This window comes from Pseudomonas sp. LBUM1645 (assembly GCF_059716185.1).
Window position 1 is genome coordinate 5833717 of the sequence record NZ_CP166811.1, and the last position, 22595, is coordinate 5856311.

Here is a 22595-nt window from a genome sequence, read left to right on the forward strand (position 1 = left end):
TGCCGAAACACCGGGTCATAAACGCCCATCGTGCAAACCGGCAAAGCCTACCACATAAGGCCCCTGTGGCCGAATGCGGGTGATGCAACACATCGCGGGTGCCGTCAGCTTTCTGTGGGAGCGAGCTTGCTCGCGATAGCGGTGTGTCAGGCAACATTAATATTGGATGTACGGGCCTCATCGCGAGCAAGCTCGCTCCCACAGAAAAGCAGATCACAAATCGCTCAGCCGCGTGGATGGTGTTTGGCGTGCAGGTCTTGCAAACGTGCGCGGGCGACGTGGGTGTAGATCTGCGTGGTCGACAGGTCGCTGTGGCCGAGCAGCATTTGCACTACCCGCAGGTCGGCGCCGTGGTTGAGCAGGTGCGTGGCGAAGGCATGGCGCAAGGTATGCGGCGACAGCGACTTGCCGATCCCGGCAACCTTGGCCTGGTGCTTGATGCGATGCCAGAAGGTCTGCCGAGTCATTTGCTCGCCGCGCTGGCTGGGGAACATGACATCGCTGGGACGCCCCCCAAGCAGCTCCTGGCGGCCATCACGCAGGTAACGCTCGACCCAGACAATCGCCTCCTCGCCCATCGGCACCAGCCGCTCCTTGCTGCCCTTGCCCATCACTCGCAGCACGCCTTGGCGCAGATTGACCTGCTCCAGTGTCAGGCTGATCAACTCTGTCACCCGCAAGCCGCACGCATAAAGCACTTCGAGCATGGCGCGGTCACGCTGGCCGATGGCTTCGCTCAGGTCAGGCGCTTTTAACAAGGCCTCCACGTCCGCTTCCGACAAGGATTTAGGCAGTGGTCGACCCAGCTGCGGCATATCGACACGCAAGGTCGGATCGACTGCAATCAGCTTTTCCCGCAGCAAATAGCGATAAAAGCCACGCACGCCGGAGAGAAATCGCGCCGTCGAGCGGGGTTTGTAGTTTTGCTCCAGGCGCCAGGCCAAGTGATCGAGGATCAATTCGCGGCCGGCGTTGATCAACTCCAACCCTTTTTCCTGCAGCCAGCCGTGGAACAGGGCCAAGTCGCTGCGATAGGCATCGCGGGTGTTATCGGAAAGACCTTTCTCCAGCCACAGAGCGTCGAGGAATTGGTCTATCAGTGGGTGATCGATGGCAGGCATAAAGGCTCAGACAAGACCGACAGTACGGCCATGGAAGATAAATCGCAGGCAACAAAAAAGCAGCCCGTAGGCTGCTTTTTTCTGCATCGGAAGCTGGACTTAAGCCAGTTTTTCCTTGATGCGAGCTGCTTTACCGGACAGGTCACGCAGGTAGTACAGCTTGGCTTTACGTACGTCACCGCGACGTTTAACGGCCATGCTGTCGATTTGCGGGCTGTAGGTCTGGAAAGTACGCTCTACGCCAACACCGTTGGAGATTTTACGAACGGTGAAAGCACTGTTTACGCCGCGGTTACGCTTGGCGATAACAACACCTTCGAACGCTTGCAGACGCGAACGGTCGCCTTCCTTCACTTTCACCTGAACGACAATGGTGTCGCCCGGGGCAAAGGTAGGGATCTCTTTGGTCATCTGCTCTGCTTCGAGTGCAAGGATGATTTTGTTAGTCATGCTGTGCTCCTAAGGTAAATCGTCGGATCTACCATCGATACGTTGTTAACTATCGTCCCGCTCGCGGATGTATTCCTCGAGCAGCTTCTTCTCTTCTCCAGAAAGCGAGCGGCTTTCCAGAAGATCGGCGCGTCGTTCAAAGGTCCTACCAAGGGACTGCTGTAAACGCCAACGCCGGATATGCGCGTGATTGCCACTTAGCAACACGTCGGGAACACGCTGATCCGCATACACCTCCGGTCGGGTGTAGTGCGGGCAATCCAGCAAACCATCCGTAAAGGAATCTTCCTCGGCGGAGTCCGCATGCCCTAAAGCTCCAGGCAGCAGTCGTGTAACCGCATCGATCAGGACCATCGCCGGCAGCTCGCCGCCAGACAGTACATAGTCGCCAATCGACCACTCTTCATCGACATGAGCCTCTATAAAACGCTCGTCAATGCCTTCATAGCGGCCGGCAATCAGGATCAATGCATCCAGATTCGCCAACTCGCGTACCGCCGACTGAGTCAGTTGACGGCCTTGGGGGGACAGGTAAATTACCTTCGCCGCCTCCCCGGCTGCTGCCTTGGCCTGAACCAACGCATCTTCCAGGGGCTTGATCTTCATCACCATGCCCGGACCACCGCCAAATGGGCGATCATCCACAGTGTGATGTCGATCCGTCGTGTAGTCTCGCGGATTCCAACAGGTGAGCTGCAAGAGCCCCTGTTTCACCGCACGACTGGTGATGCCGTACTCGCTGATGGCGGAGAACATCTCGGGAAACAAACTGATCACTTCTACGCGCAAGTTAGCCACGCTTAGAAGTCCGCATCCCATTCCACCTTCATCTCGCCTGCGGCAAGGTCGACGGCCAACACGCATTGCTCCGTATAGGGCAACAGGCGTTCGCGATCATCCAGGCTGCCAGCGCAAGGCTTGACCACCATTACATCATTGGCGCCGGTTTCCAGAAGATGATCGATTTTCCCGAGCAATTGCCCGAGTTGATCAATGACCTTCAGACCTTCCAGCTGGTACCAGTAGTACTCGCCGTCGGTCAATTCAGGGAACAGGTTGCGCGGCACGCAGATCTCATAACCGGCCAGAAGACGCGCTTCTTCACGATCATCAAGACCCTTGAGCTTTGCGACCAGGAACTTATCGTTCCCACGTCCGCTGACCAGCTCGACCTGTTTCACACTACCTTCGCGCTTGAGCGTCCAGGTTTTGTACTGCAACAGGTTTTCAGTCGGATCAGTAAAGGAATACACCTTCACTTCGCCGCGAACGCCATGAACCGAATAAATTTTGCCAATAACGATCAAATCATCAGCAACAGCTGGCGTCGCGTTCATATTGCTCAGGCCGCAGCCTTAGCCGCGTCCTTCAACAACTGAGCAACACGCTCAGAAGGTTGTGCACCAACGCTCAGCCAGTAGGCTACGCGCTCTTGGTTCACGGACAGACGGACTTCTTGACCACGAGCAACAGGGTTGAAGAAACCAACCTGTTCCTTGTGCGAACCGTCGCGCGGGTTGCGGCTGTCGGTTACGGTCAAGTGGTAAAACGGGCGCTTTTTGGAGCCGCCAAGGGCAAGACGGATTGTTAGCATGTGAACATCGTTCCTGTAGTCGGTGCTGCAAATCTAAAGGCACAGCGGGCATAGGTGCCCGAAAGGCCGCATATTCTAAGGAATATCCGGACTTTTGCAAATGACTTTTTCCGGCGGCCTTTCAGTCGCCATCAAGATTTGCTATAGAGCCGTCGTTGAAAACGGCCAGTCAGCTCCCGCCAAGTGCGGGTTTGCTGGAGATCCCACGTCCATGTGGGGCTGCGTCGACATCGCTGCCGACGCGGATTCTTTACATTCTCGGCATGCCGCCGCCGGGCAACATACCGCCCATGCCGCGCATCATTTTGGCCATTCCGCCTTTAGCGGAGAACTTCTTCATCATCTTCTGCATCTGCTTGTGCTGCTTGATCAAGCGACCGATGTCCTGCACCTGGGTGCCGGAACCCATGGCGATCCGACGCTTGCGCGAACCGCTGATCAGCTCAGGGTCGCGGCGCTCGGCCGGGGTCATGGAATTGATGATGGCTTCCATCTGCTTGAATTGTTTCTCTGCCGCGCCTTGGGCGTTGCCCATCTGCGCCAGGTTCATGCCGCCGATGTTTGGCAGTTTGTCCATGAGGCCGCCGAGGCCGCCCATGTTTTTCATCTGTTGCAGCTGATCGCGGAAGTCTTCGAGGTCGAAGCCCTTGCCCTTCTTCAGCTTCTTGGCCAGTTTGTCGGCCTTGTCCTTGTCGAGGGTCTGCTCGGCCTGCTCGATCAGGCTGAGTACGTCGCCCATGCCGAGGATGCGCGAAGCAATACGCTCCGGGTGGAACGGCTCGAGCGCGTCGCTCTTCTCGCCCATACCGATGAACTTGATCGGCTTGCCGGTGATGGCGCGAACCGACAGTGCGGCACCACCACGGGCATCGCCGTCGACCTTGGTCAGGATCACACCGGTCAGCGGCAGAGCATCGCCGAAGGCCTTGGCCGTGTTGGCGGCGTCCTGACCGGTCATGGCGTCGACCACGAACAGCGTTTCGACCGGGTTGATCGCGGCATGCAGCGCCTTGATCTCGCCCATCATCTCTTCATCGATGTGCAGGCGACCGGCGGTATCGACGATGACCACGTCGATAAACTTCAGTTTTGCTTCTTTAATAGCCGCTTGCGCGATGTCGACCGGCTTCTGGCTCAGGTCGGACGGGAAGAAGGTAACGCCGACTTCACCTGCGAGCATTTCCAGCTGCTTGATCGCTGCCGGACGGTAAACGTCCGCAGATACGATCATGACCGACTTCTTCTTGCGCTCTTTAAGGAAGCGCGCGAGTTTGCCGGCGGTGGTGGTTTTACCTGCACCCTGCAAACCGGCCATCAGCACGACGGCCGGAGGAACGGCGCTCAGGTTCAAGTCTTCGTTGGCCGCGCCCATCAGGCTTTCGAGTTCGGCCTGGACGATCTTCACGAAGGCCTGGCCCGGCGTCAGGCTGCGCGACACCTCGGTGCCGACGGCGCGTTCCTTGACCGAATTGACGAAGTCTTTCACCACCGGCAAGGCGACGTCAGCTTCGAGCAACGCCATACGCACTTCGCGCAGGGTGTCTTTGATGTTGTCTTCGGTCAGCTTGGCCTTGCCGGTGACATGGCGCAGCGTCTGCGAGAGACGGTCGGTTAAGTTTTCAAACATTGCGCGATCCTTTCAGGCCCTGTGTAGACCGGGATAATGGCGGCCCAGACCGGAATAAACATGTGCTCGGCGAGCCTGCGGCGTGGGCAGGTCGCGGATTATAGCGAAGACTGCGTCTGGCGGACACCTCGTCGTCAGGTTGCATGGTCTTTCGTGCTGCGGGGGTTCTATGCCAAACTCAGCGCCTTTCGGGCTTGCCTAACAGGATTTATGCTCCCCTTGTCACCCAGTTTGCTAGCTACCCTCGCCGCCGCCTGCTTATATGCCGCTGCGACCCTCTATCAAGGCACTCGTCTGGCCACCGGCGCCAAGGCGAACAAACGCCTGCTGGTCACGCTCGGCGTGCTCGCCGTGCTGGCTCATAGCGCCAGTCTGTTCACCCACCTGCTGACACCGATTGGCCTGGGCCTGGATTTTTTCAGCGCCGCCAGCCTGATTGCCGCCGCGGTGATTGCCCTGACGCTGTTGGCCTGCTCGCGGATCCCGGTGGAGAACCTGCTTATATTGCTGTTCCCGCTCGGCGCCGCCACCGTGCTGCTCGCACAGTTCGCCCCCGCCGGCACCGTGCAGATCATCGACGAAGAACCGGGCATCCTCGCCCACATCCTGCTGTCGATCCTCGCCTACGGCATGTTCACCATCGCAGTATTCCAGGCGTTGCTGCTGCTGGTTCAAGACCATCAGCTCAAGCACAAGCACCCGTCCGGCCTGATCAAGAACTTCCCGCCGCTGCAAACCATGGAAAGCCTGCTGTTCGGCTTCCTCTGGGCCGGCTGGACCCTGCTGTCGCTGTCGCTGATCTCTGGCTGGCTGTTCGTCGACAACCTGTTCGCCCAGCACCTGGTGCACAAAACCTTGCTGGCGTGCATCGCCTGGATCGTTTTCAGCGTGTTGCTTTGGGGCCGTAACCGCCTCGGCTGGCGCGGACACAAGGCCATTCGCTGGACTCTCGCCGGTTTCTGCCTGCTGATGCTGGCGTATTTCGGCAGTAAGCTGGTTCGTGAATACATCCTGCATATCTGACGGGCGGCATTAATGGACGACTTGCCCATAGGGCCGATGCTCGCGGTAGTGGCCCTGCTGATTTTATGGTCGGGGCTGTTTACCGCCATCGAAGCTGCGCAACAGTACTTGCTCGCCCAGCGGACAGCTTCGCGCTCGAGCGACAAGCCGGTGGCAAAGCTGAGCTTTTCGCTCAATAGCCTGATCCTCTGCAATACTCTGTGCCGCGCACTGGTCGTGGTCATCAGCACCTTGCTGGCGATTTTCACTTGGGCGGAAAACGGTCCATGGGTAGCCTGCCTGGGGGCTGGCGCCGTGCTTCTGGTGTTCGCCGACTACCTGCCGCGCACCCTCGCCGTCCGTTATCCGGATGCAGTCCTGGCCCTGGGCAATACCTTGCTGGGCGCGCCACTGAAAATCATCTATCCCGCCGCCTGGTTGCTCAATGGCATAAGCCAACTGCTGATGCGACCGTTCGCCCGCAAAGTCAAAGTGGTGCAGCAGAGCGAAGACGAGGCCTCGAACGATCGGCATGAGGATCACGAACACGCCGTCTGCCGCCCTCACCCGCTGTCAGGCATCCATGCGCTGGACAACATCACGGTCAACGACATTCTGGTGCCGCGCAGTGACGTCGACGGGGTCAATCTGGACGACTCCCTCGAGGAAATCATCGAGCAGCTTCGCGCCAATAAACGCACGCGCTTGCCGGTTTTCCACAGCGACATCAATCAGGTCGAGGCGGTGCTCAACACCCGGCAGATCCGCCATCTGCTGTCCGACGCCAGTCTGACCCGAGAGGCACTGCTGGCAGCCTGTCACGACCCCTACTTCGTGCCGGAAAGCACCCCGTTGCAACTGCAGCTGTTGAATTTCCACAAACAACAGCGACGCCTGGGCATGGTGGTCGACGAGTACGGCGAAGTACTCGGTGTCGTGACCCTGGAAGACATTCTCGAAGAAATCGTCGGCGAGTTCGAAAGCCAGCACAGCCTGGATAACCCGCACATCCATCCACAGGCCGATGGCCGCCTGGTGATCGAAGGTGCGGCGTCGATTCGCGAACTGAACAAGAGCCTGGGCTGGCACTTGCCGAGCGACGGTCCGAAAACCCTCAACGGGTTGGTGACCGAGGCGCTGGAGACGATTCCGGAAAGTGCGGTATGCCTGAAGATCGGGCGTTATCGGCTGGAGATTCTGGAGACGGAAGACAATCGGGTCTCGCGAGTGTTGATCTGGCATACCAGTTCGACGCCTGCGATTGCCTCTATCCGTTAGATAGTTAAAAGATCGCAGCCTCGCTTCGCTCGACAGCTCCTACAGTTTGGAATGCGTTCCCTTGTAGGAGCTGTCGAGCGAAGCGAGGCTGCGATCTTTTTCCATATCTATGCCTTGTTCGATCGTTAGCCGCCTTCCTATAATCAAGCCGCTTACCCAAGCCCCGCCATACCCAAGTGCTACCCGCACTCTGCGTTAAGCCCACATCCCTGGGTGTTCGACCATAATAATTCGCTCCACTGGGGCACATGACTGTCAGGGATAACTGCATGACGACCAGCACGACTTATAACGACACCGCGCCTGTGCAACCGACGAACTCCGCCACCCGCGTGGCGACCGCGAGTTTCATCGGCACCGCCATTGAGTTCTACGACTTCTACGTCTATGCCACTGCCGCTGCGCTGGTGATCGGTCCGGTATTCTTTCCGCAGACCTCCGGTACGGCCCAGATGCTGTCGGCGTTCCTCACCTTCGGCATCGCCTTCCTGGCTCGACCGCTGGGATCGGCGCTTTTCGGCCACTTCGGTGACCGCATCGGGCGCAAATCGACGCTGGTTGCCTCACTGCTGCTGATGGGCGTTTGCACCACGCTGATCGGCGTACTCCCGGGTTACGACAGCATTGGGGCCTGGGCGCCGATCCTGCTCTGCGTGCTGCGCTTCGGCCAGGGCCTGGGACTCGGCGGTGAATGGGGCGGCGCGGCGTTGCTGGCGACCGAGAATGCACCGAAGGGCAAACGCGCCTGGTTCGGCATGTTCCCGCAACTCGGTCCCTCGATCGGCTTCCTCGCGGCCAACGGGCTGTTTCTTACGCTGGCAATGACCCTGAACGACGAGCAGTTCCGCTCGTGGGGCTGGCGGATTCCGTTCCTGCTCAGTGCCGCGCTAGTGATGGTCGGTCTGTACGTGCGCCTCAAGCTTCACGAAACCCCGGTGTTTGCCAACGCAATGGCTCGCCAGGAGCGGGTGAAAATCCCGCTGGTCGAGCTGTTCAGCCAGTACTGGGCGCCGATGTTGCTGGGTGCCGGGTCGATGGTGGTGTGCTACGCGTTGTTTTATATCTCGACGGTGTTTTCGCTGAGCTATGGCGTGTCGACGCTCGGCTACACCCGCGAAACCTTCCTCGCGCTGCTGTGCTTCGCCGTGCTGTTCATGGCCGCCGCTACGCCGCTGTCGGCCTGGGCCAGCGATCGTTACGGGCGCAAACCGGTGCTGATCATCGGCGGTGTGCTGGCGATTCTGTCCGGCTTCCTGATGGAGCCGCTGCTGACCCAAGGTTCGACCTGGGGCGTGGCGCTGTTCCTGTGCATCGAGCTGTTTCTGATGGGCGTGACGTTTGCGCCGATGGGCGCGCTGCTGCCGGAGCTGTTTCCAACCCACGTGCGTTATACCGGTGCGTCGGCGGCCTACAACCTGGGCGGCATTGTCGGGGCCTCGGCGGCGCCGTTCTTCGCACAGAAGCTGGTGGCGATGGGTGGTTTGAGTTATGTCGGCGGGTATGTGTCGGGGGCGGCGGTGCTGAGTTTGATTGCTGTGCTGTGCCTGAAAGAGACTCGGCATAACGATTTGAATCGGGTGGCCTGATAGGCCGCCATCGCGAGCAAGCTCGCTCCCACAGGGACGGCGTTCTAACAGAAAGAATGCGATTCAATGTGGGAGCGAGCTTGCTCGCGATAGCCGCGACTCGGTTTACAGCTCTACAACAACAGCCTGAGAAGCGCGGGTCGCTTTGGCGCGAGCAGCATCAATCGACTCATCACGCGCCAACGCCACACCCATCCGGCGCTGACCATTGACCTCAGGCTTGCCGAACAGACGCAATGCCGTATCCGGCTCGCTCAACGCAGCACCGAGATTGGCGAAAGCCGTCTGGGTCGACTGCCCTTCCACCAGAATCACCGCCGAAGCCGATGGACCGAACTGACGGATCAATGGAATCGGCAGGCCCAGAATCGCCCGTGCGTGCAACGCAAACTGCGACAGGTCCTGGGAAATCAACGTCACCAGACCGGTGTCATGTGGACGCGGCGAGACTTCGCTGAACCACACCTGATCACCTTTGATGAACAGCTCAACACCAAACAGACCACGACCACCCAAGGCTTCAGTGACAGCTTTGGCAACGCGCTCGGATTCGGCCAGGGCAATCGGGCTCATGGCTTGTGGCTGCCAGGATTCCTGATAGTCGCCCTTCTCCTGACGGTGACCGACTGGCGCGCAGAACGTAGTGCCGCCAACGTGACGCACGGTCAACAGGGTGATTTCGTAGTCGAAATCGATGAAGCCTTCGACGATCACGCGACCTTTACCGGCACGGCCGCCTTCTTGAGCGTAATCCCAAGCGGTTTTTACATCGTCGACGCTACGCAGCAGGCTCTGGCCTTTACCCGAGGAGCTCATGACTGGCTTGACCACGCACGGGAAGCCCAGGTCCTGAATGGCCTTGCTGTAATCCTCGAAGGTGTCGGCGAAGTGGTACGGCGAGGTCGGCAGGTCCAGCTCTTCAGCGGCCAGGCGACGGATGCCTTCGCGGTTCATGGTCAACTGCGCGGCGCGAGCGGTCGGGATCACGGTGAAGCCTTCGGCTTCCAGTTCCACGAGGGTCGCGGTGGCAATGGCTTCGATTTCCGGCACGATGAAATGCGGCTTTTCGGCTTCGATCACCGCACGCAGGGCGGCGCCATCGAGCATGTTGATCACATGGCTGCGATGGGCGACCTGCATGGCAGGCGCATTGGCGTAGCGATCCACGGCAATCACTTCAACGCCCAGGCGTTGCAGCTCGATCACCACTTCCTTGCCCAACTCGCCACAGCCACACAGCAATACGCGGGTCGCGGTTGGCGACAATGGAGTTCCGATACGGGTCATCTCAGGTCCTCAAGAAGCGGATCATCGAGGGTAGCTGCGCCTGGCGCGCTTCCCATGGGGAGAAAGCGCGGCATTTTACATGAACCTGCGGGTTTGGCTTCAGCTGACGACGGCCTGTTTGCGCAAGCGCCAGGCCATGATCAACCACACGGCGGTCACGCCCGCGAACTTTGAGCCCATGGCGGTGAGGATCACGCCTGGGGTGAACGCATCGATCATGCCGAAGAAGATGAAGGTATCGAGGGGAATGCTCAGGGCCGAACTTATCCACAGGCGGTCGTGCAAGGGACGCTTGGTGATGCTGAACACCAGCCAATCGATACATTCGGACACCGCGAACGCCGTGGCGCTGGCCAGCGCGATGGAGGGATCGGACGTCACGTAGGACAACACCAGCGCTGCCAGCATCGCCGCGATCGCACCATGGCCGAAACGGGTTTGCACCATGTCGCGCAAAACGAACACCAAACCACCCCAGGCTGACCAGATGATGTCCAGGTGCGGAGCGGTGGAAAAGGCGTAGTTGATCAGCACGACGCTGCTGATGTAAGCGATCAGGAAGAGCATGGGGCGGCGGGATACCTGTCAATTTTGCGCACAGGGTACCGTAGGAGCTGACGAGTGCAACGAGGCTGCGATCTTTTGACGTTGTTTTTTAAAGGCAAGATCAAAAGATCGCAGCCTCGTTGCACTCGTCAGCTCCTACAGGCCGGGAGTTTTGCCGATCATCCAGAGTATCCCGCTGGATTTAGCCCGCTCATGACACAACCCCAACACCTTGCGGCGCTCTTCGTTGTCCATCCGGCTCCAGCGCGTGATCTCTTCCACTGTGCGCTGACACCCGGTGCAAATATCGTCCTCGTCCAGCGCGCAGATATTCACGCAAGGCGATCGAACCGGGCGCTCGGGCGTGTTCATTCTTCCTGCTCAACCAGATCGCGGGCATACCGTTGCGAGTTATGCACATAGTGAGCAGCACTGGCCTCCAGCATTTTTTTCTGCGGCTCGGTCAGCTCGCGCACCACTTTGCCGGGGGAGCCCATGACCAGCGAACCGTCTGGAATCTCCTTGCCCTCACCAATCAGTGAGTTGGCGCCGATGATGCAGTTCTTGCCGATTTTCGCGCCATTGAGGATCACCGCGTTAATCCCGATCAAGCTGTAATCGCCCACCGTGCAGCCATGAAGCATGGCGTTATGGCCGATGGTCACGCCGGTGCCGATGGTCAGCGGGTAACCCATGTCGGTGTGCATCACCGTGCCGTCCTGGACGTTGCTGTTCTTGCCGATCAGGATCAGTTCGTTGTCGCCACGCAGCACAGCGTTGAACCAGACGTTGGCGCCCTCTTCCAGTTTGACCTTCCCCACCAGCACGGCATTGGGTGCGACCCAGCTCTGCGGATGGGTTTCGACGCGGGCGTCGCCCAGGCGATATTTCATCTTATTGTCCTCAAGGCCAGGCTGGCTCACTTGCAAAAAGCGGGGTTCACGCCATACGGGCGATGGCTTCAGGTATTGATAAACGTCTTAGGTGGCTGGTGCAGGCTGATTTTGGCGTCATAGAGCAGGTTGATCAACTCGACGATCATAATCGCCGTCAGGCCCCAGATTTTGTACTCGCCATAACGATAGCTCGGCACGTACCAACTGCGGCCCTGGTAATCGATGCGATGGGTGTGTTCGCGCGGATCCTTGCGGAAGAACTCCAGCGGTACGCTGAAGACTGCGGCAATCTCGGCATCGTTGGCCCGGTACTCGACAAAGTCCGGAATCACACCGACATAGGGGGTGACCTTGATGCCGTGCAGGGAGATCAACGGGCTCAGCGGACCGATCACTTCGACCAGCCCCGGCGGCAGGCCGATTTCTTCTTCGGCTTCGCGCAGGGCGGTGAAAATAAGGTCGGGGTCTTCAGGGTCGCGCCGCCCGCCGGGAAAGGCGACTTCGCCGCCATGGGTCGAGAGCCCGCTGGCGCGCAGGGTCAGAACCAGTTCCGGTTCGTCACTGCGAGTGATGGGCACCAGTACCGCGGCTTCAGGGAAACGTTTGTCGGTTTCCAGTGTGCGAGGGGTGTGGTTGCTTACTCGATGCAGTAGCTCGTCCAGCATGAGACTTCTCGATTTATTCGCTACCTCGCATCATGCACCAATCGAACCGACCGCCCAACCCCATAACCACTGCATGTCGCTAAACGACAACTTGCCGACAGACACCGCCGCACGCCAAGATAGGCGCAGCATTCAGGAACCCAAGCATGAAATTTTGCAGTCAGTGCGGCAACCCGGTGACCCAGCGCATTCCAGAGGGCGATTCGCGCCTGCGTTTTGTCTGTGACAGCTGTCAGGCCATTCACTACCAGAACCCCAATATCGTCGCCGGTTGCGTGGCGACCTGGGGCTCCAAGGTCTTGCTGTGCCGCCGCGCCATCGAGCCTCGGCTCGGTTATTGGACCCTGCCCGCCGGCTTCATGGAAAACGGTGAAACCATCGAGCAGGCGGCCATTCGCGAGACGGCCGAAGAAGCCTGCGCGCGGGTGCGCAACCTGAGCATCTATACGTTGATCGACGTGCCGCACATCAGCCAGGTGCATGTGTTCTTCCGCGCCGAGCTGGTGGACCTGGATTTTTCCGCCGGTCCCGAGAGTCTGGAAGTGGCGCTTTTCGAAGAAGCCGACATCCCTTGGTCCGAGCTGGCTTTCCGCACGGTGGGCCGTACCTTAGAATGCTTCTTCGCTGACCGGCGGACCGAGGTCTACCCCGTGCGGTCCGAGTCGATCCCGCCGCTTGCTCAGCCTGCCAATAAATAAAAAAACACCTATAACTATTAAATAGTCGCGACACCTCTTAGGGATATCGTTTCAATGCGCTGGTTGCTTGCCCTGTTTTGCTTGTCGTTCGTCGCTGTCTCCCAGGCTTCCGTTGCGGAAACGCTGGACGGCAAAGTCATCGAAAAAGTTCTGGTGCTCAAGTCCGCCCACCAATTGCAATTGATCAATGACGGCAAGCCGCTCAAGACCTATCGCATTTCCTTGGGCAAACGCCCCAAGGGGCCGAAGCTGATGGAAGGCGACAAACGCACGCCTGAAGGTTTCTATTGGCTGGACTGGCGCAAGGTCAGCGATAAATTCAATCTGGCGATGCACATCTCCTACCCGAACATCAGTGACTCCGCGCGCTCCCGGCGTGAAGGCGTCGAACCCGGTAGCATGATCATGATCCACGGCACCCCGGACACTGAAGAAAACCCCGAAGACCTGTTCCACACGCTGGACTGGACTGACGGCTGCATTGCCATGCGTAACATGGACATGCGCGAGGTCTGGGGTTTGGTGCCGGACGGCACGATGATCGAAATCCGTCCGTAATCCTGTGGCGAGGGAGCTTGCTCCCTCGCCACAAAAACATCGAGTAGCTTCTGATCTCCCTCTTCCGAGCGCTACCGTTGGTCGCTCCTCGAAAAATAAATTCAAAAGATCGCAGCCTGCGACAGCTCCTACCGGGTAGATACCACTCCCATCGGTAGGAGCTGCCGCAGGCTGCGATCTTTGCGTTCAAAATCCCCACCTCTAATACCACTTAAAACCATCAACCCTATCCCCCATCAATCAGGGCAGGCTTTCCCGCGCCAACAGCAAAGTGGTCTCATTGACATGGTATTTAAGTGGTATTAGGTTTCACCCCACCACCGGGCGACAACACTCCAATATCCGCATCGGACAAAACCTACATGAATGACCTCCAGGCCCTACGCCCTGACGACACCCAGCCCACGCCGTTGTACCTGCAATTGGCGCGCAATCTGGAAGCGGCGATCCATGCCGGCCAGTGGAAAGCTGAACAGGCCATGCCGTCGGAGCGCAACCTCAGCGAAATGCTGGGCATCTCCCGCGTCACTGCACGCAAAGCGTTGGAAGTCTTGTTCGAGCAAGGCCTGATCCGCCGCAACCAAGGTTCCGGCACCTTCATCACCCCACGCCTGGAACAACCGCTGTCGCGCCTCTCGGGTTTTAGCGAAATGCTGCGCCTGAAGGGCTTCGTCCCCGGCTCGCAATGGCTGGAGCGTGAAATCACTCCGCCGACCCACGAAGAACTGATCCGCCTGGGCCTCTCGCCGAACGACAAGGTCGCGCGGCTCAAGCGTCTGCGTAAAGCCGACGACACGGTGATGGCGATCGAGATGAGCACCCTGCCCGCCTCGATCATTCCCAAGCCACAAGCGGTGGGCGACTCCCTGTACGAATACCTCGACGGCATCGGCAAGCCGATCGTCCGCGCCCTGCAGCACATTCAGGCGATCAACGCCTCGGACGAGTTCGCCGCCCTGGTGGGCATCGCCCCCGGCACCGCCATGCTGCTGATGACCCGGGTCGGTTACCTGGAAGACAACACGCCGATCGAAGTCACCGACACCTATTGCCGCAACGACTACTACGACTTTGTCGCAGAGCTCCGTAGATAAAGAACTTCGTCGATAACCCGCTTCGCCGCTAAAGAACCGAGAACTGATCATGTCCGAAGACAACATCCTCACCGCCCGCGGCTGGGTTCGCGGCCGGCTGATTCACGAACACGGCAAGGTCGTGTCGATCGAAGGCCAACCGTGCGATCCGGCCGACAACGACCTGCCTTACCTGCTGCCGGGTTTCATCGACCTCCACGTTCATGGCGGCGGCGGCAAAGACATCATGGAAGGTGCGCCAGCCTTCGAGACCATCACCAAAACCCACGTGCGTTTCGGCACGACTTCGCTGCTGGCGACTACCATGACCGCGCCGCCGGAAGAAATTTCCAGCGTGCTCAAAGCCGTCGGCGAATATTGCGAACAGCGCCCGAAAGGCAGCGCCCGAGTCCTCGGCGTGCACCTCGAAGGCCCCTACATCAACCCCGGCAAACTCGGCGCCCAACCGAATTTCGCCCACACCGCGTTGATGGCCGAAGTCGAAGAATATCTGGCACTGGCGCCGATCCGGGTGATCACCATCGCCCCGGAAATCGCCGGCCACGACGCCTTGATCCGTGACCTCAGCGCTCGTGGCGTACGCATGCAAATCGGCCATACCCTCGGCAGTTACGAGGAAGGCGTTGCCGCGCTGAACGCCGGCGCCAGCAGTTTCACCCACCTCTACAACGCCATGAGCCCGCTGCATCACCGCGAGCCGGGCATTGTCGGCGCGGCACTGGCTCACGCCAAATACGCCGAGTTGATTCCGGACTTGCTGCACGTGCACCCCGGCGCCATCCGTGTGGCGCTGCGCTCGATCCCGTGCCTGTATTGCGTCACCGACTCCACCGCCGCTGCCGGCATGCCCGACGGTGAGTACAAGCTCGGCAGCCACACCGTGACCAAATGCCTGGGCGGTGTGCGCTTGCCCGACGGCACGTTGGCCGGCAGCACCCTGACCATGGATCAGGCCCTGCGCAATCTGGTGAAGATCGGTTTGCCAATCGCCGAGGCCTCGCAACGTCTTTCGCAATTCCCCGCCGACTACCTCGGCCTCAACGAACGCGGGCGCCTGCAACCCGGCAGCTGGGCCGACTGCGTGCGGCTCGATCGCTCACTCACACTGACCGCCGTCATGGTCGAAGGAGAAGACATTGACTTCAAAAATGCTTGAAGAGGCGCTGTCCTCATTCGAGGCCGTGCAAGCCCAATTGCAGCAACTCGACCCGCAGATGATCGAGATCGCCGGGCGCCTGCGTCGTCAGCCACCGCAAGTGGCGATGACCGTCGCTCGCGGCAGCTCCGATCATGCCGCCAGTTACTTCGCCTACCTGACCATGCAGCAGTTGGGCTTCCCGGTGGCGTCGTTGCCGATGTCGGTGGTGACCATGCTGCAAGCACCGCTGAAGGTCAGCGGCCAAGTGGCGTTCGCCTTCTCGCAGTCCGGGCAAAGTCCCGATCTGGTGAACAGCATGCGTCTGCTGCGCAAGCGCGGCGCCCTGAGCATCTCGATGGTCAACGCCGAGAGTTCGCCGCTGGAGGCCGCGTGTGAGTTCAGCTTGCCGTTGTGTGCCGGCACCGAAAGCAGCGTCGCCGCGACCAAGAGTTTTATCGCCACCCTTAGCGCCAGCGCCCGTCTGATCGCACATTGGAAAGAGGACGCGGAATTGCTGGAGGCCGGCCTCGCACTGCCGGAAGGTTTGCGCGAGGCGGCGAAACAGGACTGGAGCCTGGCCATCGATGCCTTGCGCGATTGCCAGCGCCTGATGGTAATTGGCCGTGGCGCAGGTTTCGCCATCGCCCAGGAAGCCGCGTTGAAATTCAAGGAAACCTCGGCGATCCAGGCTGAAGCCTTCAGCAGCGCCGAGGTCCGTCACGGCCCGATGGCGTTGATCGACGAAAATTATCCACTGCTGATCTTCGCCCCGCGCGGTGCCGAGCAGGCCGGTTTGCTGAGCCTCGCCGCCGACATGCGCCAGCGCGGTGCCCGCGTATTGCTGGCCGCACCGGATGATGTTGCCGAACGCGACCTCACCCTGACCCGCGCCGAGCACCCGGCCCTCGACCCGATTCTGGCGATCCAGAGTTTCTACGTCATGGCCGCCGGTTTGGCCGTCGCCCGAGGCATGGACCCGGACCAGCCGCGGCATTTGAGCAAAGTGACGCGCACGCACTGAGTCCGAACCCGTACGTATTTCCTGATGAGACCGAGCCATGCACAACAATAATAAAGAGCTGACCCTCAGCGCCCCGCTCAGCGGCCCGGTGCTCACGCTCGCCAAAGTCCCGGACCCGGTGTTCGCCAGCGGCGCCATGGGCGACGGGATCGCCATCGATCCGCTGAACGACACCCTCCACGCCCCGTGCGCCGGCGTCGTGGTGCACGTCGCGCGCACCGGCCACGCCGTCACCTTGCGTGCCGACAACGGCGCCGAATTGCTGCTGCACCTGGGTCTCGACACCGTCGAGTTGCAGGGCGAAGGCTTCTCGATGCTGGTCAAGGAAGGTGCGCGGGTCAGCAACGGCCAGCCGCTGTTGCGCTATGACCTGGACAAGGTCGCGCAACAGTGCAAAAGCCTGGTCAGCCTGATGATCCTGACCAACAGCCAGGACTTTCAGGCGCGACCAATCACGCTGAAGTCGGTAAAAGTTGGCGAGCCATTGCTGCACATCATTCGTCGACACGCACCTGGCGCGCAGGCTGAAGCGGAGCTCTCCGGGGAAGAGATTTACGGCCACATTCGCATCGCCCATCGTGGCGGGCTGCATGCCCGTCCGGCAGCGCTGATTCGTCAGACAGCGCAAGGTTTCAAGAGCAAATCGCAGCTGCACTTCGCTGGCAAATCGGCGACCTGCGACAGCTTGATCGGGTTGATGGGTTTGGCCGTTGGCGAACAGGACGAGGTTCAGGTCTGCTGCCAGGGCCCGGACGCCGAAGCCGCGTTGCAAGCGTTGCTGATCGCGTTATCCACAGCGCTGGCCGAAGACAGCCACGCCGCCGCACCGACACCGATTGCCCGACGCACTCGAGCTGCCGAAGCGGGCGTGTTGCACGGTGTTTGTGCAGCGCCTGGTTTGGTTGCCGGGCCGTTGTTTCGCTTGAACGCGATCAGCCTTCCGGTGGACGCCGGCAACCATGATCCCGAGCAACAGCTGCACGTTCTCGACACCGCGCTGACCGTTGTGCGCGGCGAAATCGACCACACGCTGGCCCAAGCCAGGAAACATAAAAACACCGACGAAGAAGCGATCTTCGCCGCGCATCACGCCTTGCTCGAAGACCCGGCGTTGCTGAACGCAGCAAACACTTCCATCGATCAAGGCATGGCCGCGACCCACGCCTGGAGCCAGTCGATCGACGTGCAGTGCGAGGTGCTCCAGCAACTCGGCAGCCCGCTGTTGGCAGAGCGCGCCAATGATCTGCGCGACCTCAAACAACGCGTACTGCGCGCCCTGCTCGGCGAAACCTGGCACTACGACGTGCCGGCCGGCGCCATCGTCGCCGCGCATGAACTGACGCCGTCCGATCTGCTGCAACTCAGTCAGCAAGGTGTCGCCGGGTTGTGCATGGCCGAGGGCGGCGCGACTTCCCATGTGGCGATTCTCGCGCGTGGCAAAGGCCTGCCGTGCATGGTTGCACTGGGTTCTACGCTGCTGGATCAGCAGCAAGGCCAAGCGGTTGTGCTGGATGCCGATGGCGGTCGCCTTGAACTGATGCCAAATGCCGAACGTTTGGCCGAAGTGCATCAGGCACAACTCGATCATCAACAGCGCCGTGCGGAGCAACAGGCTCAGGCTCACACCCCGGCGCTGACACTCGACGGTTTGCAGATTGAAGTCGCCGCCAATGTGGCTTCCAGCGCCGAAGCGGCTGATGCCCTGGCCAATGGCGCCGACGGGGTCGGCTTGCTGCGTACCGAGTTTCTGTTTGTAGATCGCAGCACCGCGCCGGACGAAGAGGAACAACGCGTCGCCTATCAAGCCGTGCTCGACGCCATGGGCGACAAGTCGGTGATCATTCGCACTATCGACGTCGGCGGCGACAAGCAACTCGACTACCTACCGCTGCCGGCCGAGGCCAATCCAGTGCTCGGCCTGCGCGGTATCCGCCTGGCTCAGGTCCGCCCGGAAATCCTCGATCAGCAACTGCGCGCCTTACTGCATGTCAGCCCGCTGTCGCGCTGCCGGATCCTGTTGCCGATGGTTACCGAAGTCGATGAGTTGCTGCACATCCGCCAGCGTCTCGACGCGTTGTGCACTGAACTCGGTGTGAGTGAGCGCCCGGAGCTGGGCGTGATGATCGAAGTCCCCGCCGCCGCGCTGCTGGCCGAGCAACTGGCCGAACACGCGGACTTCCTGTCCATCGGCACCAACGACTTGTCGCAATACACCCTGGCCATGGACCGCGACCACGCCGGCCTAGCCTCGCGGGTCGACGCCATGCACCCGGCGCTGCTGCGGCTGATCGCCCAGACCTGCTCCGGTGCTGCGGTGCACAACCGTTGGGTCGGTGTCTGCGGCGCGCTGGCCTCCGATCCGCTGGCCACGCCGGTACTGATCGGCCTGGGCGTCAGCGAGTTGTCGGTCAGCCCGGTGCAGATCGGTGAAATCAAGGATCGCGTCCGTCATCTGGACGCCAGCGAATGCCGACGCATCAGCCACGACTTGCTCAAGTTGAGCAGCGCCAGCGCGGTGCGTCACGCCTGTCACCAGCAATGGCCTCTGAGCTGAACAACAACAAAAAATCCAGGGAGATTCGCCATGTACCAATACTTCATCGAAGGCCTGCAACGCCTCGGCCGCGCGCTGATGCTGCCGATCGCGATCCTGCCGATCGCCGGCCTGTTGCTGCGTCTGGGCGACACCGACCTGATGAACATCGCGATCATTCACGACGCCGGCCAGGTGATCTTCGCCAACCTGGCGATGATCTTCGCCATCGGCATCGCGGTCGGTTTCGCCAAGGACAACAACGGCACCGCAGGCCTCGCCGGGGTGATTGGCTATCTGGTGATGATCTCCACCCTCAAAGTGCTCGACGCGAGCATCAACATGGGCATGCTCGCCGGGATCGTCAGCGGCTTGATGGCGGGCGCGCTGTACAACCGTTTCAAGGACATCAAACTGCCGGAGTACCTGGCATTCTTTGGCGGGCGGCGGTTCGTGCCGATAGTCACCGGGTTCGCCGCCGTCGGCCTGGGCGTCATCTTTGGCTTGATCTGGCCGCCCATCCAACACGGCATCAACAGCTTCGGCACGTTGATGATGGAAAGCGGCAGCTTCGGCGCGTTCGTCTTTGGCGTTTTCAACCGCCTGCTGATCGTCACCGGGCTGCACCACATCCTCAACAACATGGCGTGGTTCGTCTTCGGCAACTTCACTGATCCGACCACCGGCGCCATCGTCACCGGTGACCTGTCGCGCTACTTCGCCGGCGACCCGAAAGGCGGCCAGTTCATGACCGGCATGTTCCCGATGATGATCTTCGGCCTGCCCGCCGCGTGCCTGGCGATGTACCGCAACGCCCTGCCGGAACGCCGCAAAGTCATGGGCGGGATCTTCCTGTCGATGGCGCTGACTTCGTTTTTAACGGGAGTGACTGAGCCGATCGAATTCGCCTTCATGTTCCTCGCGCCGCTGCTTTATCTAGTGCATGCGTTGCTGACCGGGCTGTCGATGGCGATCACCAACCTGCTGAACATTCATCTCGGATTTACGTTTTCCGGTGGTTTGATCGACATGATTCTCGGCTGGGGAAAATCCACCAACGGCTGGTTGATGGTACCGGTCGGCCTGGCGTATGCGGTGATCTACTACGTGGTGTTTGATTTCTGCATTCGTCGGTTCAACTTGAAGACGCCGGGGCGTGAGGATGTTCTGAATGGCGACAAAGTAGTCATCGCCGAGAATGAACGGGCCGGGGCTTACATCAAGGCGCTGGGTGGTGCACAGAATTTGATCACCGTGGGTGCGTGCACCACTCGGTTGCGGCTGGACATGGTAGATCGCAACAAAGCAAACGACGCGGAGTTGAAAGCACTGGGGGCGATGGCGGTTGTGCGTCCGGGCAAGGGTGGGAGTTTGCAGGTCGTGGTCGGGCCGATGGCGGACAGCATTGCTGATGAGATTCGCTTGGCGATGCCGGCGTTGGGGCGCGCACTTGTTTCCTCCCCTCCTGCTGTTATCGATACGCCGAAACCTGCTGCGGTGGCGAATTCAGAAGCACAGCAATGGTTGGATGCGTTGGGTGGCGGCGAGAACGTGTTGCAGATGGATTGCATCGCCATGACCCGGATTCGATTGCAATTGGCGGATGGCAAGGCGTTGTCTGAGTGTGATTTGAAGGCGTTGGGTTGCCAGGGTGTCAGTCAGTTGGAAGGTGGGGTTTGGCATCTGCTGATTGGCGATAAGGCGCAGAGCTTGAGTGGGGCGCTGGAGGCGTTGGTTAATCGTAGTGAAGTGAGTGCCAAGGTTTAGATTGTTGCGCCCGCTTTCTTACGAACAACAAAAAACAGACCTAGGCAGGGTTCTCGTAGTGACACTTAGGCTCAAGCAGAAGTTGCGCGCTGCTCCGCTTCGTAATGCCGAGTCTGGAAAGGCATGAGGGTTTGAGCTTTCAGGCCGAGGCCTTCATTCAGCCCCCAGGAGATGGCAAGTTCATCACGGCGCCGACGAAGAGGTACGACTGCTTGTGGCGCCCTCCCTTGCCTGGAAGTCGAATATGCAAAAAGCTCAAGAGCATTGAGGGTTTCTGACACGCGGCTATCAGACACGCACGCAAAACGAGTAAACCGTTCGAGCAAGTAGCCTGCACGCCGAACCTCCAACCCATCCGCGTGGCAGCTCAGAAAAGCAGTTACTTCACTCTCAAGATTCAAACTCGAGTACCAAACAGCTTTGGCAGCGCTCACCAGCGCAGCGTCATCTGCTTGATTCAAAGGTTTTTTGACCAAGGTGTCCAAGGCGGATGAGAGGACATGGCCGCTAAGGGGCGTCGCCATCTGTAGTCTCCAGGTAATCTTGCAAGATATTGGTGAGAACGGAGGTCGGTGGCTCTTTGTTGCCAACATATACATCAATTGCCTGCAATGTCAGACGACGGAGTTCAGTGGTCAGTATGAAACCCGCCCGAAGCAGCGCTTTGACGTCGCCTATATCCTGGTCTGTCGCTCTACCTAGTTTGGATATTGCGATGTCGACAGGAGCCGCAATATGGACATGCAACGGTGACTCTACAGAGAAATCTGCAAGGGGAAGACTGCGTTCCCAGTAGTCTTCATGAATGGGACCGAAGCTGGTGTTGTATTGAAGGTCGTAGTTCAGCTCCATCAACCTGCCGGATTGCTCATCAACAAAATGTTCAGGTACTTCTGCGAGCAAGGTCTGTAGGTGAAGACCTTGTGGGAGATTTGCATAGTAAATTTCAGCGTCAACATCAGTTGACACGCGATGATGAGTGTAGAGGTGAACGGCGCACCCTCCGAACACGATAACCTTGACCGCCCCTGGCTCTGCGCATTCACCGACTAGCTCCAGTTCGACGGATTTGAACATCGAAATTAGCGCCTGCCCAAGCGCGGTGTTCGAGTTAACCCTGGGAGTAATTGCGTCCGGCAATTCCATCTTTGAACCTCAAGTGGATTGAAGTGTTTGTGATGGACAAAGGCTGGACTTGACACTTCCGACGGACAACCTGAAAAGGTTGTCAGATATTTCCTTGAACGATGTAGCCGTTACCGCAAGAATAGGTATGCCCCCCTCGACGAAAACGACTATTAGGTAGTCATCGCAGGCAAGGTAGCTCCCACAGTTTGAGTTGCGTACATCAGTCCAAATCCCGAGCAATAAAAAACCCGCTGATCTTCATCAGCGGGTTTCTCATTTCTGCGGACAGGAAGATCAAAAATCTTCTAGCCGCCATACCTCGTAAGCAGGCGTCTCATAGGGATGGCTCTCTTTCAGAGCCACCACCACCGCCCGAATCAACTCATTCGCTACGACAAGCTCAACCTTCCACTCCTCAACCTGCTCGACCTGCCCCGCTTCACCAATAAACGGCTGACTGCCATCCAATGGGCGAAACTGGCCAAGGCCGAGCACTTGCCAGGCGCAATGGTCATAAGCGCCGATCCGTCCGCCACCGGCGGCGAATACGGCACTCTTGACCTGCTCCACATGACTGGCCGGAACAAAAAAACTGAGCTTATACAC

General features: G+C 59.5%; 24 protein-coding genes. 10 read left to right on the top strand and 14 right to left on the bottom strand.

What is annotated here, in order from left to right; translation table 11 throughout:
* Positions 1-224: 224 nt before the first annotated feature.
* From xerD to ffh, 6 genes are all read right to left on the bottom strand, one after another.
* On the bottom strand, positions 225-1121 hold the full coding sequence (gene xerD, locus ACA079_RS26490; protein ID WP_497701495.1) for a site-specific tyrosine recombinase XerD: 897 nt from the start codon (positions 1119-1121) through the stop codon (positions 225-227).
* A 99-nt stretch (positions 1122-1220) separates the two neighbouring features.
* A complete protein-coding gene (gene rplS, locus ACA079_RS26495; RefSeq protein WP_003175895.1) occupies positions 1221-1571 on the bottom strand; it encodes a 50S ribosomal protein L19 in 351 nt (116 codons plus the stop codon).
* 45 nt (positions 1572-1616) lie between these two features.
* The gene (gene trmD, locus ACA079_RS26500; protein ID WP_154503229.1) at positions 1617-2390 is read right to left on the bottom strand and encodes a tRNA (guanosine(37)-N1)-methyltransferase TrmD; all 774 of its coding nucleotides are present in this window, start codon (positions 2388-2390) and stop codon (positions 1617-1619) included.
* Complete coding sequence (rimM, locus tag ACA079_RS26505; RefSeq protein WP_010565276.1) at positions 2372-2908, bottom strand: ribosome maturation factor RimM; 537 nt, start codon at positions 2906-2908, stop codon at positions 2372-2374. Before rimM ends, trmD begins: the two co-directional genes overlap by 19 nt.
* 5 nt (positions 2909-2913) lie before the next feature.
* Positions 2914-3165 (bottom strand): 30S ribosomal protein S16, encoded by a 252-nt coding sequence (rpsP, locus tag ACA079_RS26510; RefSeq protein ID WP_007944872.1) that lies wholly within the window; start codon positions 3163-3165, stop codon positions 2914-2916.
* Positions 3166-3415: 250 nt separating this feature from the next.
* Entirely contained in the window at positions 3416-4792 is a 1377-nt protein-coding gene (gene ffh / locus ACA079_RS26515; protein ID WP_497631495.1) for a signal recognition particle protein, read from the bottom strand.
* Positions 4793-5002: 210 nt separating this feature from the next.
* On the opposite strand from ffh, the gene ACA079_RS26520 reads away from it, so the two are divergent.
* From ACA079_RS26520 to ACA079_RS26530, 3 genes are all read left to right on the top strand, one after another.
* On the top strand, positions 5003-5815 hold the full coding sequence (locus ACA079_RS26520; RefSeq protein ID WP_436273557.1) for a cytochrome C assembly family protein: 813 nt from the start codon (positions 5003-5005) through the stop codon (positions 5813-5815).
* Positions 5816-5827: 12 nt separating this feature from the next.
* A complete protein-coding gene (locus ACA079_RS26525; protein ID WP_497701496.1) occupies positions 5828-7072 on the top strand; it encodes a transporter associated domain-containing protein in 1245 nt (414 codons plus the stop codon).
* A gap of 269 nt (positions 7073-7341) precedes the next feature.
* The gene (locus tag ACA079_RS26530) at positions 7342-8658 is read left to right on the top strand and encodes an MFS transporter (protein ID WP_497701497.1); all 1317 of its coding nucleotides are present in this window, start codon (positions 7342-7344) and stop codon (positions 8656-8658) included.
* A gap of 105 nt (positions 8659-8763) precedes the next feature.
* On the opposite strand, the gene purT is transcribed toward ACA079_RS26530, so the two are convergent.
* From purT to ACA079_RS26555, 5 genes are all read right to left on the bottom strand, one after another.
* Entirely contained in the window at positions 8764-9945 is a 1182-nt protein-coding gene (purT, locus tag ACA079_RS26535) for a formate-dependent phosphoribosylglycinamide formyltransferase (protein ID WP_497701498.1), read from the bottom strand.
* A gap of 99 nt (positions 9946-10044) precedes the next feature.
* Positions 10045-10512, bottom strand: a complete 468-nt coding sequence (locus tag ACA079_RS26540; RefSeq protein WP_310263625.1) for a VUT family protein — start codon at positions 10510-10512, stop codon at positions 10045-10047.
* A gap of 135 nt (positions 10513-10647) precedes the next feature.
* Positions 10648-10863, bottom strand: a complete 216-nt coding sequence (locus ACA079_RS26545) for a DUF1289 domain-containing protein (protein WP_497701499.1) — start codon at positions 10861-10863, stop codon at positions 10648-10650.
* A complete protein-coding gene (locus tag ACA079_RS26550) occupies positions 10860-11384 on the bottom strand; it encodes a gamma carbonic anhydrase family protein (RefSeq protein WP_007954617.1) in 525 nt (174 codons plus the stop codon). Before ACA079_RS26550 ends, ACA079_RS26545 begins: the two co-directional genes overlap by 4 nt.
* 68 nt (positions 11385-11452) lie before the next feature.
* Positions 11453-12052, bottom strand: coding sequence for a CoA pyrophosphatase (locus tag ACA079_RS26555; protein WP_056743377.1), 600 nt, complete (start codon positions 12050-12052; stop codon positions 11453-11455).
* 146 nt (positions 12053-12198) lie between these two features.
* Here ACA079_RS26555 and ACA079_RS26560 point away from each other — a divergent pair, with 146 nt between their 5' ends.
* The 7 genes from ACA079_RS26560 (at position 12199) to nagE (ending at position 20861) form a co-directional block, all read left to right on the top strand.
* Positions 12199-12750, top strand: a complete 552-nt coding sequence (locus tag ACA079_RS26560) for an NUDIX hydrolase (RefSeq protein ID WP_497701500.1) — start codon at positions 12199-12201, stop codon at positions 12748-12750.
* 54 nt (positions 12751-12804) lie between these two features.
* Positions 12805-13308 (top strand): L,D-transpeptidase family protein, encoded by a 504-nt coding sequence (locus tag ACA079_RS26565; protein ID WP_497701501.1) that lies wholly within the window; start codon positions 12805-12807, stop codon positions 13306-13308.
* Positions 13309-13670: 362 nt separating this feature from the next.
* On the top strand, positions 13671-14402 hold the full coding sequence (locus ACA079_RS26570) for a GntR family transcriptional regulator (protein ID WP_008151596.1): 732 nt from the start codon (positions 13671-13673) through the stop codon (positions 14400-14402).
* A 49-nt stretch (positions 14403-14451) separates the two neighbouring features.
* Positions 14452-15558 carry an N-acetylglucosamine-6-phosphate deacetylase gene (nagA, locus tag ACA079_RS26575; protein WP_497701502.1) on the top strand — a complete coding sequence of 369 codons (1107 nt, stop codon included), beginning with the start codon at positions 14452-14454 and terminating at the stop codon, positions 15556-15558.
* Positions 15539-16561 carry an SIS domain-containing protein gene (locus tag ACA079_RS26580; RefSeq protein ID WP_497701503.1) on the top strand — a complete coding sequence of 341 codons (1023 nt, stop codon included), beginning with the start codon at positions 15539-15541 and terminating at the stop codon, positions 16559-16561. The genes nagA and ACA079_RS26580 overlap by 20 nt, the downstream gene beginning before the upstream one ends.
* A 37-nt stretch (positions 16562-16598) precedes the next feature.
* Positions 16599-19115 (top strand): phosphoenolpyruvate--protein phosphotransferase, encoded by a 2517-nt coding sequence (gene ptsP, locus ACA079_RS26585; protein WP_497701504.1) that lies wholly within the window; start codon positions 16599-16601, stop codon positions 19113-19115.
* A 30-nt stretch (positions 19116-19145) separates the two neighbouring features.
* Positions 19146-20861, top strand: coding sequence for an N-acetylglucosamine-specific PTS transporter subunit IIBC (nagE, locus tag ACA079_RS26590; protein WP_497701505.1), 1716 nt, complete (start codon positions 19146-19148; stop codon positions 20859-20861).
* A 71-nt stretch (positions 20862-20932) separates the two neighbouring features.
* Here nagE and ACA079_RS26595 read toward each other — a convergent pair whose 3' ends face one another.
* From ACA079_RS26595 to ACA079_RS26605, 3 genes are all read right to left on the bottom strand, one after another.
* Positions 20933-21385 carry a hypothetical protein gene (locus ACA079_RS26595; RefSeq protein WP_497701506.1) on the bottom strand — a complete coding sequence of 151 codons (453 nt, stop codon included), beginning with the start codon at positions 21383-21385 and terminating at the stop codon, positions 20933-20935.
* Positions 21369-22007 (bottom strand): DUF6036 family nucleotidyltransferase, encoded by a 639-nt coding sequence (locus tag ACA079_RS26600; RefSeq protein ID WP_497701507.1) that lies wholly within the window; start codon positions 22005-22007, stop codon positions 21369-21371. Before ACA079_RS26600 ends, ACA079_RS26595 begins: the two co-directional genes overlap by 17 nt.
* A 276-nt stretch (positions 22008-22283) precedes the next feature.
* The gene (locus ACA079_RS26605; RefSeq protein ID WP_497701508.1) at positions 22284-22595 is read right to left on the bottom strand and encodes an NGG1p interacting factor NIF3; all 312 of its coding nucleotides are present in this window, start codon (positions 22593-22595) and stop codon (positions 22284-22286) included.